General features: G+C 64.9%; 13 protein-coding genes. 10 read left to right on the forward strand and 3 right to left on the reverse strand.

The window, feature by feature from the left end:
* Positions 1-9: 9 nt before the first annotated feature.
* The gene (gene rlmH, locus KUW62_RS17865; RefSeq protein WP_224816812.1) at positions 10-477 is read left to right on the forward strand and encodes a 23S rRNA (pseudouridine(1915)-N(3))-methyltransferase RlmH; all 468 of its coding nucleotides are present in this window, start codon (positions 10-12) and stop codon (positions 475-477) included.
* 11 nt (positions 478-488) lie between these two features.
* Here the strand turns inward: rlmH and KUW62_RS17870 are convergent, their stop codons facing one another.
* Positions 489-1,316 (reverse strand): ABC transporter permease, encoded by an 828-nt coding sequence (locus tag KUW62_RS17870; RefSeq protein WP_224816813.1) that lies wholly within the window; start codon positions 1,314-1,316, stop codon positions 489-491.
* A gap of 76 nt (positions 1,317-1,392) precedes the next feature.
* On the opposite strand from KUW62_RS17870, the gene KUW62_RS17875 reads away from it, so the two are divergent.
* The 3 genes from KUW62_RS17875 (at position 1,393) to KUW62_RS17885 (ending at position 5,706) form a co-directional block, all read left to right on the forward strand.
* The gene (locus KUW62_RS17875; protein WP_224816814.1) at positions 1,393-2,613 is read left to right on the forward strand and encodes a sugar transporter; all 1,221 of its coding nucleotides are present in this window, start codon (positions 1,393-1,395) and stop codon (positions 2,611-2,613) included.
* A 10-nt stretch (positions 2,614-2,623) separates the two neighbouring features.
* Positions 2,624-3,283 carry an ABC transporter ATP-binding protein gene (locus KUW62_RS17880; RefSeq protein ID WP_224816815.1) on the forward strand — a complete coding sequence of 220 codons (660 nt, stop codon included), beginning with the start codon at positions 2,624-2,626 and terminating at the stop codon, positions 3,281-3,283.
* A 125-nt stretch (positions 3,284-3,408) separates the two neighbouring features.
* Entirely contained in the window at positions 3,409-5,706 is a 2,298-nt protein-coding gene (locus tag KUW62_RS17885) for a calcium-binding protein (RefSeq protein ID WP_224816816.1), read from the forward strand.
* On the opposite strand, the gene KUW62_RS17890 is transcribed toward KUW62_RS17885, so the two are convergent.
* Positions 5,671-9,342 carry a glycosyltransferase gene (locus tag KUW62_RS17890; protein WP_224816817.1) on the reverse strand — a complete coding sequence of 1,224 codons (3,672 nt, stop codon included), beginning with the start codon at positions 9,340-9,342 and terminating at the stop codon, positions 5,671-5,673. The two genes, KUW62_RS17885 and KUW62_RS17890, sit on opposite strands and share 36 nt — an antisense overlap.
* Positions 9,343-9,475: 133 nt before the next feature.
* Between KUW62_RS17890 and gpmI the strand changes: the two genes are divergently transcribed.
* Genes gpmI through KUW62_RS17915 form a run of 5 tightly spaced genes read left to right on the forward strand, consistent with a single transcriptional unit; the run spans position 9,476 to position 14,500 of the window.
* Positions 9,476-10,996: a 2,3-bisphosphoglycerate-independent phosphoglycerate mutase gene (gene gpmI / locus KUW62_RS17895; protein WP_224816818.1), complete on the forward strand. Its 1,521-nt coding sequence runs from the start codon at positions 9,476-9,478 to the stop codon at positions 10,994-10,996.
* Positions 10,996-12,123: a peptidase M23 gene (locus tag KUW62_RS17900; RefSeq protein ID WP_224817150.1), complete on the forward strand. Its 1,128-nt coding sequence runs from the start codon at positions 10,996-10,998 to the stop codon at positions 12,121-12,123. Before gpmI ends, KUW62_RS17900 begins: the two co-directional genes overlap by 1 nt.
* Positions 12,124-12,158: 35 nt before the next feature.
* Positions 12,159-13,484: a S41 family peptidase gene (locus KUW62_RS17905; protein WP_224816819.1), complete on the forward strand. Its 1,326-nt coding sequence runs from the start codon at positions 12,159-12,161 to the stop codon at positions 13,482-13,484.
* Positions 13,485-13,496: 12 nt separating this feature from the next.
* Complete coding sequence (locus KUW62_RS17910; RefSeq protein WP_224817151.1) at positions 13,497-13,973, forward strand: RNA pyrophosphohydrolase; 477 nt, start codon at positions 13,497-13,499, stop codon at positions 13,971-13,973.
* 47 nt (positions 13,974-14,020) lie between these two features.
* Entirely contained in the window at positions 14,021-14,500 is a 480-nt protein-coding gene (locus tag KUW62_RS17915) for a hypothetical protein (RefSeq protein WP_224816820.1), read from the forward strand.
* A gap of 53 nt (positions 14,501-14,553) precedes the next feature.
* Here the strand turns inward: KUW62_RS17915 and KUW62_RS17920 are convergent, their stop codons facing one another.
* A complete protein-coding gene (locus tag KUW62_RS17920) occupies positions 14,554-15,732 on the reverse strand; it encodes a cupin domain-containing protein (protein WP_224816821.1) in 1,179 nt (392 codons plus the stop codon).
* Between the two features lie 165 nt (positions 15,733-15,897).
* On the opposite strand from KUW62_RS17920, the gene KUW62_RS17925 reads away from it, so the two are divergent.
* Complete coding sequence (locus KUW62_RS17925) at positions 15,898-16,206, forward strand: twin-arginine translocation signal domain-containing protein (protein ID WP_224816822.1); 309 nt, start codon at positions 15,898-15,900, stop codon at positions 16,204-16,206.
* Positions 16,207-16,338: the final 132 nt, after the last annotated feature.

Consider the following 16,338-nt stretch of genomic DNA (forward strand, 5'->3'; position numbering starts at 1 on the left):
CCGGTTCCGGTGAAGGTCCATCTTTGCGTTGTCGGCCGCCTGCGCGGTGGGCCGGAGAAGGCGCTGATTGACGATTATCTAGACCGTTTCGACAAGACGGGCCGTGGCCTTGGGCTGTCCCTTGGGCAGGTGCTGGAGGTCGAGGACCGCAAGGGCGGCGGGATGGCGGCGGAGGCGGCCCTGTTGCGCAAGGCGTTGCCCGGGCCGGTGTTCTGGGTCCTGGACGAGCGTGGTCGCACCCAGACCTCCCCCGAATTTGCGCAAAGCCTTGGGCGGCAAAGGGATGCGGGGCAGGGGGATCTTGCGCTGGTGATCGGCGGCGCGGACGGGATCGACCCGGCGCTGCGCGCCGATGCGGCGATGACCCTGTCGTTCGGCAAGATGGTTTGGCCGCACATGCTGGCCCGCGTGATGCTGGCCGAACAGCTTTACCGTGCGGCGTCCATCCTGGCGGGAAGCCCTTATCACCGCGTGTGAAGCCACCGCTTTCAGCGCATCAGAATGTCCTGACGGTAGCGGCGCAAAAGCAGCAGCCCGAAAAAGAGCGGCACCAGCCCCCAGATCAGCACCAGCGGGATGGAGATGAAATCCGGCGCATAGGTCGGAAACACGCCTTGCCGGAAAAGTGCCGTGAAGTGGATCCAAGGGGTCCAGTCGAGGATGGATTGGATCATCGGCGACAGATCCTCGTACAGAAAGAAGATGCCTGACGCGATCAGAAGCGGGCGCGTGGCGATGTTCCACACCGATCCGTAGACAGGGAAAAGGCCGACCAGCGCGCAGTTGAACGTGCCGTGGGCAAGGCCCAGAAGGCCCGCCAGCGCCATCGAAAGGATCATGTACCGAAACTCCAACACCGCGGTGGCATCGGTGAATTCCAACACCCCGAACAACACGATGCAGCTGACCGCGATGGAGGTGAGCGCGTTCAGGGCGAAGCGCGCAAGGATCGCGTCTAGCCAGTTGACGGCGGGATATTGCAGCAGGGGTTTGGAGAAGTTCAGCGCGTTCATCACCGTGGTCAGCGTGAGCGAATAGAGCAGGTAGGGCAGGTAACCGGTCGTGTAGAACAGCAAGAAGGAATTGCCGAGCGACGGGCTGCGCAAGAGCGCCGCGAAGACGAAGGACATCAGGAGGAGCGCGCCGAGGGGTTCCACGATTGCCCAGATATAGCCGCCGGGCGATTTGCCGTAGCGCGTCGACATCTCTCGCAAGATGAGGGCCACGATGGCGCGGCCACTGGCGAAGCTGCGCGCGCGGGGGCGGGCGCGGCCCGCAGGCGGATGGGGGACGTTCGCGGCGACCGGATGATCCATCACATTTCCTTAAGTTTTGGCACGTATCCAATTCGAGATCACCGCATCTAACGAAACATGGATTGCGAAAGTATTGATGGAACCTGTCAAAGCGATCACGCCGCCAGAAGGCGGACCGAAGGGAAGCACCGCCGCGGGTGGCGGGCGGCGCATCCGGGTCAATACCGTGGCGGCGGGACCCGCGCGGATGGGACGGCGGCATTGGGGCCTGTTCGGGTCGTTCATCTTGCTGGTTCTGGGGCCGTTCATCGCCGTGGCGATCTACCTCTATACCGTGGCGGTGGACCAATATGCGTCGACCACCGGCTTCACCGTCCGCCAGAACGAGGCGGGGGCGGCCACCGATGTGTTGGGGGGGCTGGCGCAATTCGCGGGCAATCCGGCGCAGGTCGATGCCGATATCCTGTTCGAGTTCATCGTGAGCCAGGAATTGGTGCAGCGCCTGAACGCGCGCATGGATTTGTTGAGCCATTACAGCGCGCCCTACGACGAGGACCCGATCTTCGCCCTGTCGCCCGACGCCTCCATCGAGGCGTTGCTGGACCAGTGGCAGCGGATCGTGCGGGTGAGCTATAGCCAGTCCACCGGCCTGATCGAGTTGCGGGTGCTGGCCTTCGATCCCGACACGGCGCAGGCGATTGCGCTTGCGATCATCGAGGAAAGCCAGACGCTGGTGAACGAGTTGAACGCCAATGCCCGCGCCGACGCGATGCAATTCGCCCAGGCCGATCTGGAAAGCGCGGTGGAGCGCCTGCGCAATGCACGAGAGGCGCTGACGCGGTTTCGCACCCGCACGCAGATCGTGGACCCGGACCGGGATCTGCAGGGGCGCATGGGGGTGCTGAACAACCTTCAGCAGCAACTGGCCGAGGCGTTGATCGAAAACGATCTGCTGTCGGAGAATACCGGCAATCCCAATGATCCCAGGTTGCGCCAATCCTCCCAACGGATCGAGGTGATCCGCGCCCGCATCGCACAGGAGCGGGAGAATTTCACCCTCGCCGAGGCGCAGGTGGGCGGGGAAGATTACCCGACCCTGATCGCGCAATTCGAGGGGCTGATGGTGGACCGTCAGTTTTCCGAGGAGAGCTATCGCGCGGCGCTGACGGCGCTGGACCTTGCGCGCACCAATGCCAGCCGCCAGAGCCGGTACCTGGCCGTGTTCATCCCGCCGACCACACCGGAGATGGCGGAATTCCCGCGGCGGGAGGTGATCCTTGGACTGGTCGGCCTGTTCCTGATCCTCGGCTGGTCAATCCTGGCGCTGATCTTCTACGCGATCCGCGACCGGCAATAGGCGCGCCCAGATGATCCGGTTCGAGAACCTGACGAAATCCTTCCGCGTGGCAGGGCATCGCCGGGTCGTGATCGACAACCTGACCCTGTCGCTGCCCGCCGGACGGTCGCTGGCGTTGCTGGGGCGCAACGGGGCGGGCAAGTCCACGCTGATGCAGATCATCGCGGGCAACATGCGCCCCGATCATGGGCGCGTTGTATCGGATGGCACGATCAGTTGGCCCGTGGGTTTCGCAGGATCGTTCCATCCGGAGCTGACCGGAGCACAGAACACGCGCTTCATCGCGCGGGTCTACGGCGTCGATACCGGGGAGCTTCAGGACTTCGTGCGCGACTTCGCGGAGCTGGGGCACCATTTCCACATGCCGGTGCGCACCTATTCCTCGGGGATGCGGTCGCGCCTGACCTTCGGCCTGTCGATGGGAATCGAGTTCGACACCTACCTGGTGGACGAGGTGACATCGGCGGGTGACGCGGCGTTCCGGGCCAAGTCCAAGGCCCTGTTTGCGTCACGCATGGAACAGGCGGGCGCCCTAATGGTGAACCACAACCTCGACGAACTGCGCCGGTATTGCGACGCGGCGCTGGTTCTGGAGCACGGAAAACTCGAATATTTCGAGGACCTTGATGAGGCGATTGCGCTACACGAGCGCAACATGGGAACGGCGTGAAACGCGGTTAACAATCCGTTCCATATTTGATTCCTTTCGCCCGCGCGCCGCCACAAAGGGGCGCGATCTTCGCACCACATGACCCCCAGATTGTCCTTCGTTCACAAACGGAGGAACGCGGGAAGATGGTTGCATTGGTGGTTCAAGGACAGGTTCAGACGGGGCAGACCGCTCTGGACTTCGGGATCACCGATTTGATGGTGATCGAACGCAACGGGCAATCGGTGCTCTATGCAAGCTCGGGCCAGACCGGGGGGCTGACGGCCTTCACGCTTGGCCCGTCGGGCACGGCCAATTTTCTTGATGCCGAGCTCTACAATTCCGCGTGGTCCGATGGTGCCCTGCGCGACATGGCCCTGATCGAGGTGAACGGCGCGCCCTGCCTTGTCGTGGCCGGGTCGGGCGAGGACCAGCTGCGCCTGTTCGATGTGAACCCCGACGGCACCATCGGCGCGGCGCAGCAACTCAGCGGCATGTCGCCCGCGTTGAACCGTCTTCTGGATGTCGACCAGGCCGGGACCGGCACGATCTACATGGCCGATACCGGAACCGGCACGATCCGCGGGTTCGAGCTTGGCACCGGCGGCAGCATGTCGGAGGCCTTGTCGGTCACCGACACGGCGCAGACCTACGCGGCGGAGGTCATGGCGATCAATTCCGTCCATGTGGGCGGGCGCGATTACATCATCAGCGCCAGCCAGACCGAACGCGGCGTGTCCGCCTATTGGATCGACGGCAACACCTTGTCGAATACCGGCAATGCGGGCGTGTCCGAAGGGCTGGGGATCATGACGCCGACCGCCATGGAAGTGGTGGAGATCAACGGAAGAAGTTTCATCATCCTCGCCTCCGCCCCCAATGACGGGCAGGGGCAATCGGGCGCGATCACCGTGATCGAGGTGGCCGTGGATGGCAGTCTTGTGGACACCGACCACGTGATGGATACCACCACCACGCATTTCGGGCAGGTCCAGTCGCTTGAGGTGATCGAGGCCGATGGCCGGACCTACGTGATCGCGGGGGGCGGAGACGATGGCCTGACGCTGTTCGTCCTGCTGCCCCACGGACGACTGCAATTCCTGAGCACCATTGCCGACACGCCGGGCGCGGGGCTGGAGAACGTTTCGGCCATGGCCGCCCACCACGAGAACGGGCAGTTGCACATGTATGTCTCCTCCGAAATCGCGGGCGGGGTGACGCAGATCACGGCGGATGTGTCGGGCCACGGGATGATGATCCAGGGCGACCACAATGGCGGTACGATCACGGGCGGTGCGCTGGACGACATCCTGATCGGCGGAGCGCAGAACGACAATATTCTGGGCGGCGCGGGTGATGATCTGATCGAGGACGGCCTTGGCGTGGACACGCTTCACGGGGGAAGCGGCGCGGACATTTTCATCCTGCGGTCCGATTTCACCCATGACGTGATTGCCGATTTCGAGGTGGGTAGCGACCGGATCGACCTGTCGTCCTGGCCGATGCTCTATGACCTTTCGGCCATCGGCTACACGGCCACGGCCACCGGCGCGATCCTGGATTGGCGGGGTGAAACGTTGGAGATCATCACCGAGAACGCCACCACACTCAGCTTTTCCGACGTGCTGAACGCGATCCTTGAAGCACCGGACCGGGTGCCGGATTTCTCCAGCTTCGGGGGCAATGACGGCGATCAGTTGATCGAGGGGACGGCGATTGACGACGCCGTGGCCGCCGGTGCGGGGGCCGATACGGTCCTGACCGGGGCGGGCGCGGATTTCGTGAGCGGCGGGGCCGGCAATGACCTGATCGAAGGCGGCGGCCAGAATGACACGATCTACGGCGATGACGGCCATGACATCATCCGCGGCAACCTCGGCAATGACCTGCTTTACGGCGGTGAGGGGCGCGACACGATCCTGGGCGACAATCGCAACGACACGATCTTCGGAGAGAACGGTAACGACGTTCTGCGCGGCGGCAATGGCGATGACGTGGTCGATGGCGGCGCGGGAGAGGATCGGCTGTTCGGGGCGGATAACGAGGACACGATTTTCGGCGGTGACGGCAATGACCTGATCCGGGCGGGCGCACAAAGTGACGTGGCCTACGGCGGCGCGGGCGACGATTTCATCGTCGGTGGCGGCGGGTTCGACACGCTTCAGGGCGGGGAAGGCAACGACACGTTGCAGGGCAATTTCAATGCCGACCAATTCGTCTTCGAGGACGGCCACGGGCAGGACGTGATCCTTGATTTCGAGGCCCTGTCGCGCCCCGAGAAGCTGGTCTTCGAGAACCTGTCGACGCTCAATTCGCTGGACGACGTGTTCAATGCCGCCACCCAGCAAGGCGCGGACGTCTATATCGACACGGGTGGCGGCAACGGCATCCTGTTGCACAATGTCCTGCTAAGCGACCTGGATGTGCACGACTTCATTTTCTGAGGTGCCGCGCCCGAGGATGCGGCGGTAGAGGGCGACCAGATCCTCCGCTTGATCCGCGCTGGAGCGCAGGGCCGGGATGATGGCGGGCGGCTGGGCATACCGCTCCGGCGCGGCGTCGATCCGGGCGAGGATATTTGCAAGCGCCCGGTGATCGTCCACGGGAACCACGTGTCCGTTCGCCCCTTCGGTGATGTCCGCGCCGATTGCGCCGCGATCCGACGCGACGACCCAAAGGCCCATCGCCAACGCCTCTCGCGCCACAAGGCCATAGCTTTCGGGCCAGACAGACGGTGCCAGCAGGACGTCGAAGCTGCCGTAAAGCGCGCCGATCTCCGATTGCGGGCGGCGGGGGATGCGGGTGACGGGGGTGGTGTTCCAGACCTCCTGCACCTGGGTGCCGGGGGGCAAGGCGTGATCCACGATGACGAGGTCGATATTGTCAAAGCTGCGCGCGCAGATGGCGGCGCGCAGGATGTCATGGCCCTTGTGCCGGGCCGCGCCGCCGATCAGGCCAAGCCGCACCCGACCCGGCGCAGGGGGCGTGCGTTTGCGGGCGGGCAGGGGTGAGACGCCGTTTTCGATCACGGTGATATCGCGAAGGCCGACGGCGCGGTGCAGATCTGCAAAGGGGTCGGACACGGAGACAAGGGCGGAGGCATCGCGCAGGCACCGATGGGCGATCTTTGCGCGTTCCGATTGCGGATCGGTGAAATCGTAAAGCGCGGGCGTACCGTCCGGCCCGACAATGAATTGGTGCGGGGAGGTCCACCAGCCGTCATGGAGGGTCAGGACATAGGGCACACCCCGCCTGCGGCAGATGTCGATCAGGCCCACGCCCATGCGCTGCATGCAATGGATATGGACGATCTGCGGATCGACCCGGTCGAAGATCGCCTCCAGCCGCGCGTCCATGACGGGGTCGCGCATCGCCCCCTCATCGACGCCATTGGCGGCGGTGACGGCCCAGACCTGCGTTTCGTCGCGCGTGGTGCGCGTGATGCCGTGGGCCGATGTCCCCCCCTCCAACGTCGTGATGACGTCGATCTGGAACGCGTCGCCGTAATGGTCCTGGATGTGGTCGATATTGTCCGCCACGACGCGGGTCGCGCCGCCGATATCCTGCGGCGGGAAGAAGACGTTGGCGACCAACAGGCGGATCTTGTCGGGCTGTGGCGGAGGTGCCATGGCGCGGGCAAGCGCGGGGCCGAGGGTCTCACAGCCGTACTTGTGCAGGACGTCGGCCTGCGCCGCGCGACCCACCCGGCGGCGCAGGGGCGCGTCTTCGATGAGGCGGGAGAGGAAGTCCGTAAAGGCCTTTGTGTCCGCCGCGAGAAACCCGGTTTCGCCATCCACGATCGCGTGTTGCATCGTGCGCGTGGGGCTGACGACGGAGGGGATGGCAAACATGGCCGGTTCCATCCACTTGATCTCCGACTTGGCGTCGGACGCTTTGGACGGGGCGAGGACGGAGAGGGCGATGTCAGCCTTTGAGAGGTGCTGGGCATAGACCTCAAAATCCCAGACGGGCGCGATGATATGGACGTCCGGATGCGCGGGGTCGAGGTGGACGAGGTCCGGGAAATCCCCCATCAGGTGCAGGGCGACCTGACCGGGATAGGTGGCGAGGATCTGCGCGAGGGCAGGTTCCAGGATCTCCCGGAACTCCCCCTTATGGGCCTTGGTGCCGGAGCCGTAGAAGAGGATCAGCTTGCCGTCCGCATCGCGCGGCGCGCAATGGGCCATTGCGGCGTTGTGCAGGCCGCCGAGCCCGTTGGGATGGTGGATCGCGGTGCCGGACACGGTCAGCGGCGCAAGGGCCGCGCGGATGGTTTCGGTGGAGGCGATGCCGGTGGTACAAAGGGCGGCGGCGGCAGCGAAAAGCGGCACGCCACAGGCGATGCGCGCGTGGTCCGTGGCCGTGATCTGGCCCGCGTAATCGGCAAGGGGCGGCGGGAATTGCGCGGCGTCGAAGATCAGGTCGTCGATGTCGTAGAAGGTCGGAAGGCCGCGAGTTGCGGTCTCAAGCATCACGTCGGCGATCTGGGGGAAGGCGGGATTACGCTGAAAGATCACCGCATCGAATTGATCGAGATCGGCGTGAAGCGCGGCCACGTCGCGGCTTTGCAGATAGATGCGCGCGGAGATGCCCGCCGCGCGCAATTGATCCACCTTCTGATCGGCGCGGTAGAGCTTGCATTGGTAGAGGTCGTCATTGGCAAGTATCGCGACATTGCGCAGGGGCCGAGGGCGCGGTGCCGCGGTGGGCGGCGGGGCATAGGCGGTGATCGCGAGGGTGAGCAGGCGCTGAACCGCGGGGACACTTTCGATTGCGATGTGGTGGTCGAGGTTGGACCAGACGTGATCGAAGGCCCCGCGTGCCACCTGTCGCGCGCGGGAATGCAGGGCAACGTCGCCGCGATGAGCATCGGGGAGCGCGTCGAGAAGGTCGAGCGCATTGGCCACGCGGCCCTTCGACAGGTGCAGCTCGGCCAAGGTGATGGCATTCGCGCCGCTGTCGAAATCGACGGGCGGGATCTGGCGCAGGGTGACTTCGCGATCAATGTCGTCCTGGCCGTGGATCAGGTCCGCAAGGTCGAGCGCCGCACGGGGATCATCGGGGCAAGCGCACAGGATGTGCGCCAACAGCGCCTCCGCCCGCCGCCGATGGCCGGATTGGCGCGCATGGCGCGCGAGGTCGAGGAGGAAACGGCGCAGGTCGGGATGCGTGGGATCAAGGAGGGGCAAGTGCGGCTCGGGCCGCGAGATGAGCCGCGCAATCGCGCCTGCCGAGCGGGTCTGGGCCGGAAGGCGCTTGGGCAACTCGGCCGGAAGGTGGAGGCCGTGGGCGTGGCGCAGGCAAGCCGCCGCATTGGCATGGGCCCCGGCGCGCAGGCCGATACTGGCCCAGTGGCGGTGCAGCGACCCCGGCGGGCAGGGTAACGACAGATCGGCCAAGCTGGCCCGGTAGAAGGCCGGGTCGAGCCGGTCATCGGGGTGCGGCGGAAGCCCATGGTCGAGCCCGACGCCCACGAAATGCCTGATGCAGGACAGGCGGTCGGGTGCGGGCAAGGGCAGGCTGGCCGCGTCGATCGCGGCGAAATACGTCTCATGATGAAAGATGTCGGCCAGGGTATGGTGCAGGCCGTGGAGGCACCAGAAATCCCGCTCCTCTAGGGCAATTTCGGTGATCGCGATGCCGGCCTTTTGCAGGGCGAATACGGCGTCGGTGGGGGACAGATGATCGGGCAGGACATGGCCGTGGTAGCGGGCGATGAAGCCATTATCGACGTGTGTGGGGCGGGCCAAGCGCCCCTCCGCCACACCGAATTCGAGGTAGTGAAACGTAGCCTCCACCGGGGATTGGGCGGTGTCCGCAACGTCCGGGTTCAGGCGGAGATAGGTGCCGAACGTGATCCCATCGGCAAGTTTGCGCGCGTTAGAGTGGGTGGCGAGGATCCGGGACGCGGATCGGGTGCGAAGCGCGCGGGAGAGCCAGCCCTGCCAGTCGTCGCGATCCCGCCGGGAGGTCAGCAGGCATGGGCGGTGATCGGGAAGGGGTAGTGTCGGTTCGGATGTTCGGGAAACGCGCCGGAAGACGCGCCGCGATACCCGTTCCACCACCTTGTTTTGCGCCATTCTGGCAAACATTGTCGTTTCTCTTCCCACCCAGGCGACCGGACATGATCGGCGATGGGCTGCGATGGCGTCTTGCGCGCTTGCAGGCCCTCGATCCCCTGCCTAGAACAACTTGGTAAAGGAGTTCTGAACGATGCCCGGTCCCCCCCGCCCCGTTGTCTTGTGCATTCTGGACGGCTGGGGCATTGGACAGACCCGCGATGACAACGCGCCCTTGCTTGCCGACACCTCCAATTTCGACGCCCTGATGGCGGAATGTCCGAACGCGACCCTGCGCACCCACGGGCGCGATGTGGGTCTGCCGGACGGACAGATGGGCAATTCGGAGGTCGGGCACACGAATATCGGCGCGGGCCGGGTCGTGAAGATGGACCTGGTGGAGATCAATGACGCGATTGCCGAAGGCTCATTCGCCAGCCGCCCCGCGCTGGAAGATTTCATCGCAACGTTGAAGGACAACGGCGGGACCGCGCATCTGATGGGGCTGGTCAGCGACGGCGGCGTACATTCGCAACTGGCGCATCTGGAGGCGGCGGTGAAGGTGATTGCGGGCGCCGGTGTTCCCGTGGCGATCCATGCAATCACCGATGGGCGCGACGTTGCTCCGAAATCGGCGGCGGAGTTCATCGAGGGCCTGATGGCGCGGCTGCCGGAGGGCGCCGTGATCGCCACTGTTCTGGGCCGCTATTTCGCCATGGACCGCGATAATCGCTGGGACCGGGTGGAGCGGGCCTACGACGCCATGGTGCGCGGTGAGGGGACGGAGGCGGACACGCCGCTGCATGCCGTGACGGCCGCCTATGACGCGGAGAAGACCGATGAATTCATCCCGCCCTCGGTGATCGACGGGTATGGCGGGATGAGGGATGGCGACGGGATCTTCATGCTCAATTACCGCGCCGACCGCGCGCGGGAAATCCTCGCCGCCCAGGGCGATCCGGGGTTTGACAGCTTCGACGTGGGCGGGCGTCCGGACTTTGCCGCCAAGCTGGGCATGGTCGATTATTCCAAGGCCCACGATGCCTATATGACGACCGTGTTCCCCAAGCAGCAGATCAAGAACACGCTGGGGGAATGGGTGGCAAAGAAGGGTCTGCGCCAGTTCCGCTTGGCGGAGACGGAGAAATACCCCCACGTGACGTTCTTCCTGAATGGCGGTGTGGAAGTGCCTGAGAAGGGTGAGGATCGGGAGATGCCGAAATCCCCGGACGTCGCCACGTATGATCTGCAACCGGAGATGAGCGCGGGGCAGGTGACGGACCTGTTCGTCAACGCAATCCGGGAGCAATACGACCTGATCGTGGTGAATTACGCGAACCCGGACATGGTGGGCCATACTGGCGATCTGGCCGCGACGATGGCGGCTTGTGAGGCGGTGGATGAGGGGCTTGGGAAGGCCGTTGCGGCCCTGCGGGAGGTGGGTGGTGCGATGATCATCTGCGCCGATCACGGAAATTGCGAAACCATGGTGGACCCGGAGACCGGGGGGCCGCACACGGCCCATACCACGAACCTGGTCCCGGTGATCCTGGTGAACGGCCCGGAGGATACGGGCCTGCGCGACGGGCGGCTGGCCGATCTGGCGCCGAGCCTGTTGCAGCTGATGGGGTTGGAGCAGCCCGAGGAGATGACCGGTGAAAGTCTGCTGACGTGATCCTGCGCGCGCTCCTCCTGGGCCTTGCGGGGCTTGTCGCGGCGGCACCGGTCGCGGCCCAAAGCGATCCGGCGATGACCGCGCGGGAAGCAAGCCGGATGCTGGAGGATGCGGCCGAGGCGCTGGCCGATGCCGACAGCGCGCGGGACCGGGTGGAGGCGCTGACCGAAACCGTGCGCGCCTATGAACACGGGCTCGATGCCCTGCGCGCCGGGATCCGCGACGCGGCCCTGCGTGAACGCACGATCCTTTTGGTCTTTGAGGCCGAGCGGGAACGGTTGGCCCGGCTTCTGGGTGTGTTGCAGCGGATCGAGGAAGCCCCTGCGCCCGCCACCCTGCTGCATCCCGAAGGGCCGTTGGGGACCGCGCGGCTGGGAATGATCGTGGCCGAAGTCACGCCCGCCGTCGCGCGACAGGCCACCGCTTTGCGGGGCCAGCTGGAAGAACTGGCGGTTCTGCGCGCGTTGCAGGACGGTGCGGTAGGGCAGCTTGAGGCGGGATTGACCGGCGTGCAGGAGGCGCGCACGGCCCTGAGCCAGGCGATTGCCGACCGCGTGGACTTGCCGGAGCGATTCTCCCTCGACACGGATGCGATGCGGCAATTGCTGGAAAGCGTCGACAATCTGGGCAGCTTCGCATCACTGCTGGGGGAAAGCCCGGCCTCCACCACCGCGGACCTGCCCGATTTCACGGCGGCGCGCGGCAGATTAGAGCTTCCGGTGCTGGGCGCGCTTTTGCGGCGGTTCAACGAGGCCGACGCCGCGGGTATTTCGCGTCCGGGTGTGCTATACGCGGTGCCGCCCCGCGCGCTTCTTACAGCGCCCTGGCCCGCGTCGATCCGTTATGCCGGACCGCTGCTGGATTACGGAAATGTCATTATCCTGGAGCCCGATGCGGATTATCTACTTATCTTGGCCGGTGCGGGCGATCTGTTCGTCACCGCCGGGGAATTGGTACCGGCGGACGCGCCGCTGGGCCTGATGCCGGGGGGATCAGACATCCCCGGAGAGGAATTGATCGTTTCCGATGCGCAAGGTGGTGGTGCCGGGCTGACGGAAACGCTTTATATGGAACTGAGACAGGGCGGGAGCCCGGTGAACCCGCTGGACTGGTTCGCCGCCGAATAGGCCCCGCGATGGCACGACAAGAAGGACGACGATCCATGAAGAGACTGATGTTTGCAGCGATTGGCGGGATTGCCGGTGGCGTGTTGCTGAGCACGCAGGTGGCCGGGCCGCTTCTGGCGCAGGAAGAGGCGCGAAACTCCTCCGTCTACGAGCAGCTGGACCTGTTCGGCGACATCTTCGAGCGCATCCGTCAGAATTACGTGGAAGAGGTGGATGAAGCCGAACTGATCGAGGCGGCGATCAACGGGATGTTGATCTCGCTCGATCCCCATTCCTCCTATATCTCGGCCAGCGATTTCGAGGATATGCAGGTCCAGACCCGCGGCGAATTCGGCGGCCTTGGCATCGAGGTGACGCAAGAGGACGGTTTCGTGCGCGTCATCACGCCGATGGACGGCACGCCCGCGATGGAAGCCGGGGTCGAGGCCGGGGATTTCATCACCGGCGTGGACGGAGAGGCGCTTCTGGGTCTGACGCTGGAAGAGGCCGTGGACCTGATGCGCGGCCCCGTCGGCAGCGACATCGTCATCACCATCGTGCGGGAAGGCGAAGAAGAGCCGTTCGACCTCACCATCACCCGCGACCGTATTCAGCTGACCGCCGTGCGCGCGCGGCTGGAGGGGAACACCGCGATCCTGCGCGTGTCGACATTCAGTGACCAGACCTATCCGAACCTCCGCGACGGGCTGGAAGGCCTGATCGAGGAAGTGGGCGGGCTGGAGAACCTCAACGGCGTGGTGCTGGATTTGCGCAACAATCCCGGCGGTCTCCTGACCCAGGCGATCCGCGTGTCCGACGCGTTCCTTGAGCAGGGGGAAATCGTGTCCACCCGCGGTCGGGAGCCGCAGGACGGCGAACGCTACAACGCCACGCCCGGCGACATGATCGAGGGCCTGCCGATGGTGGTGCTGATCAACGGCGGCTCTGCCTCCGCCTCCGAGATCGTGGCGGGTGCCTTGCAGGACCATCGCCGCGCGGTTGTCGTGGGCACCAATTCCTTCGGCAAGGGCTCCGTCCAGTCCGTCATGCCGTTGGCCGGTGACGGTGCGATGCGGTTGACCACGTCGCTTTACTACACGCCGTCGGGACGGTCGATCCAGGCCCTTGGCGTTGCGCCCGACATCATCGTGGAACAGCGCGATCCGATCGAGGTGGAGGAGGATGAAGATGGCCGCCCCGCCCGGACGGAAGCGTCCCTGCGCGGGTCGATCGAAAACGAATCCCTCTCCGAAGACGAAATCCGCCAGCTGGAGGAAGAGCGGGCGGAGGCCGAAGCCACCGCGGCCTTGCGCAACGAGGATTATCAGCTGGCCTATGCCATCGACATCCTGACCGGCCTGAACGCGCTTGGCCCGAACTGAGGCTTGGCGGCGCTGACGCCAGAGGAGGCCGCAAAGCTTCCCTATCGCCCGTGCGTGGGGGTCGTTCTGACCAATGCGGACGGGCGCGTATTTGCCGGGCAACGGGCGGATATGGACACGCCCGCGTGGCAGATGCCGCAAGGCGGTGTGGACAAGGGGGAGGCCCCGCTTGACGCCGCCTACAGGGAGCTGGAGGAGGAGACGGGCGTGGGGCGGCACAACGTCTCGTTGATCCGGGAGAGTGCTGATTGGCTGCATTACGACCTGCCGCTGGACGTGATCCCGACCCGTTGGAAGGGCAAGTATCGCGGACAGAAGCAGATGTGGGTCCAGTTCCGGCTGGAGGCGCCCGACGACGTGATCGACCTGACCCACATGGATGTGGAATTCCGGGACTGGACATGGATGACCGCCGACGAGATCCTTGCCGCCATCGTGCCGTTCAAGCGGGATATCTATGCCGCCGTGATCCGCGAATTCGGTCTGTGATCGCGGCTTGGGCCGGTGCGGCATGACCATGAGCAGGAGAGATTGAGATGATCCGAACCCTGACCTACGCCATCATGGTCATCGCCGCTGGCCCGGCCTTCGCGCTGAGCTGCGTGCGGCCATCGGTCGAGCAGAGCTATCGCAACGCCGATGCCAGCCCCCATGACCATTCCATCGCGGTGGGGCAGTTGCATCTTCTGGCGGCGCCGGGGCCGGTGACGGAGGGGCGGCCGAGGGGCCAGGGCTTCCAGGTGCCGACAGGTTACACCGTTCCGGCACGGTTCGACGGGGAGTTTTTCGACGGCAACGGCTTTACCCTGTCACGGGACGTGTCCGTGACCGTCAACGTGACCTGCGTGTCGATGTGGTGCGGCGCGGCGCAGGATGTGGATTACGGGCTGTTCTTCTTCCGCATCCAGAACGGGAATTACGTGCTCGATGCCAATGCCTGCCCGGGGACGGTTTTCGACGACGCGCATCCAGGGATGCTTTCGGCGGTCGCGCGGTGCCACCACGGCGGATGCTGATCGCCCGGGCGCGGTAGGACGCGCCCGACGGCACATTTCGCGGTTGAGGCGCGTCAGAGGACCTGAACCAAACCTTCACGCGCCATGCGACGGGCAAGCACCAGTTTACCGTCATCGTCCAGATCGCCGCCCATGTCGCGCACGGCGAAATCGGGGGTTGTCAGGCAGAACTCCATCGCCGAGCGCGCGAAGTCCGGCAGCACGATTTCCGCCCCCTGACAGACCAGGCAGACCTGATCCTCATCCGGCACATCGTGGAGTGCGAATATCAGATGCGGGCGACCGCCCACGCGACTGTCGAGGGTCAGATCCTCCAGCGCCGCGAGTTGCGCCATCTGCCCTTCCACGCGCGGCACACGGCCAGTCAGGAATTCCTCCCGAAAGCCGGACAACAGCTTTCCGGCGGGCGCATCGCCCACCAATGCCACAAGCTCCGCGAAGGTCGCGTCATGGGCGTCGAGATCGGCGCCGTGATTGGCGTATCCCGGAGGCAGGGCGCGGCGCATGGCCGGTTCGCGATGCGCCTTTGCGATCACCGCTTCGGCCAGCACGTCGGCCCAGGTGCGGAACATCAGGCCGGTGGTGATATGCAGCGATGTCTCATCCGTGGCGACGGCGTCGTGGGCCATGCCGCGCGGCAGGTAGAGCGTGTCACCGGGTTCCAGCATGAAGCGCATCTGTTCTTCGCCCACATCCATGCCCCGCTCGAACCCCTGATCGTTGAGGGGCAATTCGACGGGGGTGCCGTAGACGCGCCATTCCTTGGATCCGGCGATTTGCAGGACCAGCACATCGTGACTGTCGTAATGGGGGTTGAAGCCCTGGTTGCCCGGCGGTGTCATGTAGATGTTGGTCTGCACGCGGGCCGACATCACGGCCTCCATCGCGCGGCAATAGCGGGCGAGTTGCGGCAGGCGTTCGTGCAGGCCCGACAGGATGACGGTCGCGCCATCGGCGAAAAGCTGGCTTACACGGACCGGGTCGATCTGCCCCGTCTCATAGGCGAAATCGGCGGGCGTGATGTTGCCGTCGGACTTGGTGACGTTGACCTCCGGATGGCTCAAACCCATCGTGGAGACGACACGGTCGATGTCATCGTAGCCAAGCAGGTCGGCGAAGTAATCGCTTTGCCCGCGCTTGATGACGAGGGGCTTCTTCTCAAAATAATCCGCGAAAAATGTCTCGGGCGTTTCGGGCGCGATGGCCCAGTCAAAACTGAAATCGTTGGTCATTCCTGGCTCATCCGCTTGAAAACCGATCCGTGACACTCTGACCACGGGTCCGGGTATTGTTCAACAAGCCAGGCCACATATTCCAAGTGGATTATTGACCGGATGATGTTCATCGGTCAGGGTCCGGGAAAATTCGAGCCAGACACTGAAAGGAGGCTTCGGCCCATGTCCAGCGATCACAAGAAGAAGACCCTGACCGACACCGATATTTCGACGGATCGTGCCAAGGCCCAGACCTCCGGCCGCCGTGGCTTCATGGGTCTGATGGCCGCAGGTGGTGTTGCCGGTGCAGCCGCCACGCTTACCCCGCGCGAAGCAAGCGCACAGGGTACCGACAGCGACAACGGCGCGTGGACCGATGCCGGTGGCTGCGGCCGTGGCAGCGGCGGTGTGTCCACCGGGTTGGTGGATGCCGACAACGGCTCCGGCGGGACCGATGCGCCGGGTTTTGGCCGGGGCGCGCCCTACTGCTGAGCTGACGCTTCGCGATGAGATGTCAGGCCGCCGTCCCCATGGGGCGGCGGTTTTTCGTGACGGGGCCGCTCGCCTGGAATGCGGGTTTGCCTGCGTTGACCGTGCGGGGTGCATTTGGCAGACTCGGCCCGT

Source organism: Hasllibacter sp. MH4015 (assembly GCF_020177575.1).
In the GTDB taxonomy this organism is placed as follows: domain Bacteria; phylum Pseudomonadota; class Alphaproteobacteria; order Rhodobacterales; family Rhodobacteraceae; genus Gymnodinialimonas.

What these genes read in the sequence shown, in the direction of transcription:
- KUW62_RS17870 (WP_224816813.1), bottom strand. Translation starts at nt 1,316, where the DNA reads ATGGATCATCCGGTCGCCGCGAACGTCCCCCATCCGCCTGCGGGCCGC.
- KUW62_RS17875 (WP_224816814.1), top strand. Translation starts at nt 1,393, where the DNA reads ATGGAACCTGTCAAAGCGATCACGCCGCCAGAAGGCGGACCGAAGGGA.
- KUW62_RS17880 (WP_224816815.1), top strand. Translation starts at nt 2,624, where the DNA reads ATGATCCGGTTCGAGAACCTGACGAAATCCTTCCGCGTGGCAGGGCAT.
- KUW62_RS17885 (WP_224816816.1), top strand. Translation starts at nt 3,409, where the DNA reads ATGGTTGCATTGGTGGTTCAAGGACAGGTTCAGACGGGGCAGACCGCT.
- KUW62_RS17890 (WP_224816817.1), bottom strand. Translation starts at nt 9,342, where the DNA reads ATGGCGCAAAACAAGGTGGTGGAACGGGTATCGCGGCGCGTCTTCCGG.
- gpmI (WP_224816818.1), top strand. Translation starts at nt 9,476, where the DNA reads ATGCCCGGTCCCCCCCGCCCCGTTGTCTTGTGCATTCTGGACGGCTGG.
- KUW62_RS17905 (WP_224816819.1), top strand. Translation starts at nt 12,159, where the DNA reads ATGAAGAGACTGATGTTTGCAGCGATTGGCGGGATTGCCGGTGGCGTG.
- KUW62_RS17915 (WP_224816820.1), top strand. Translation starts at nt 14,021, where the DNA reads ATGATCCGAACCCTGACCTACGCCATCATGGTCATCGCCGCTGGCCCG.
- KUW62_RS17920 (WP_224816821.1), bottom strand. Translation starts at nt 15,732, where the DNA reads ATGACCAACGATTTCAGTTTTGACTGGGCCATCGCGCCCGAAACGCCC.
- KUW62_RS17925 (WP_224816822.1), top strand. Translation starts at nt 15,898, where the DNA reads ATGTCCAGCGATCACAAGAAGAAGACCCTGACCGACACCGATATTTCG.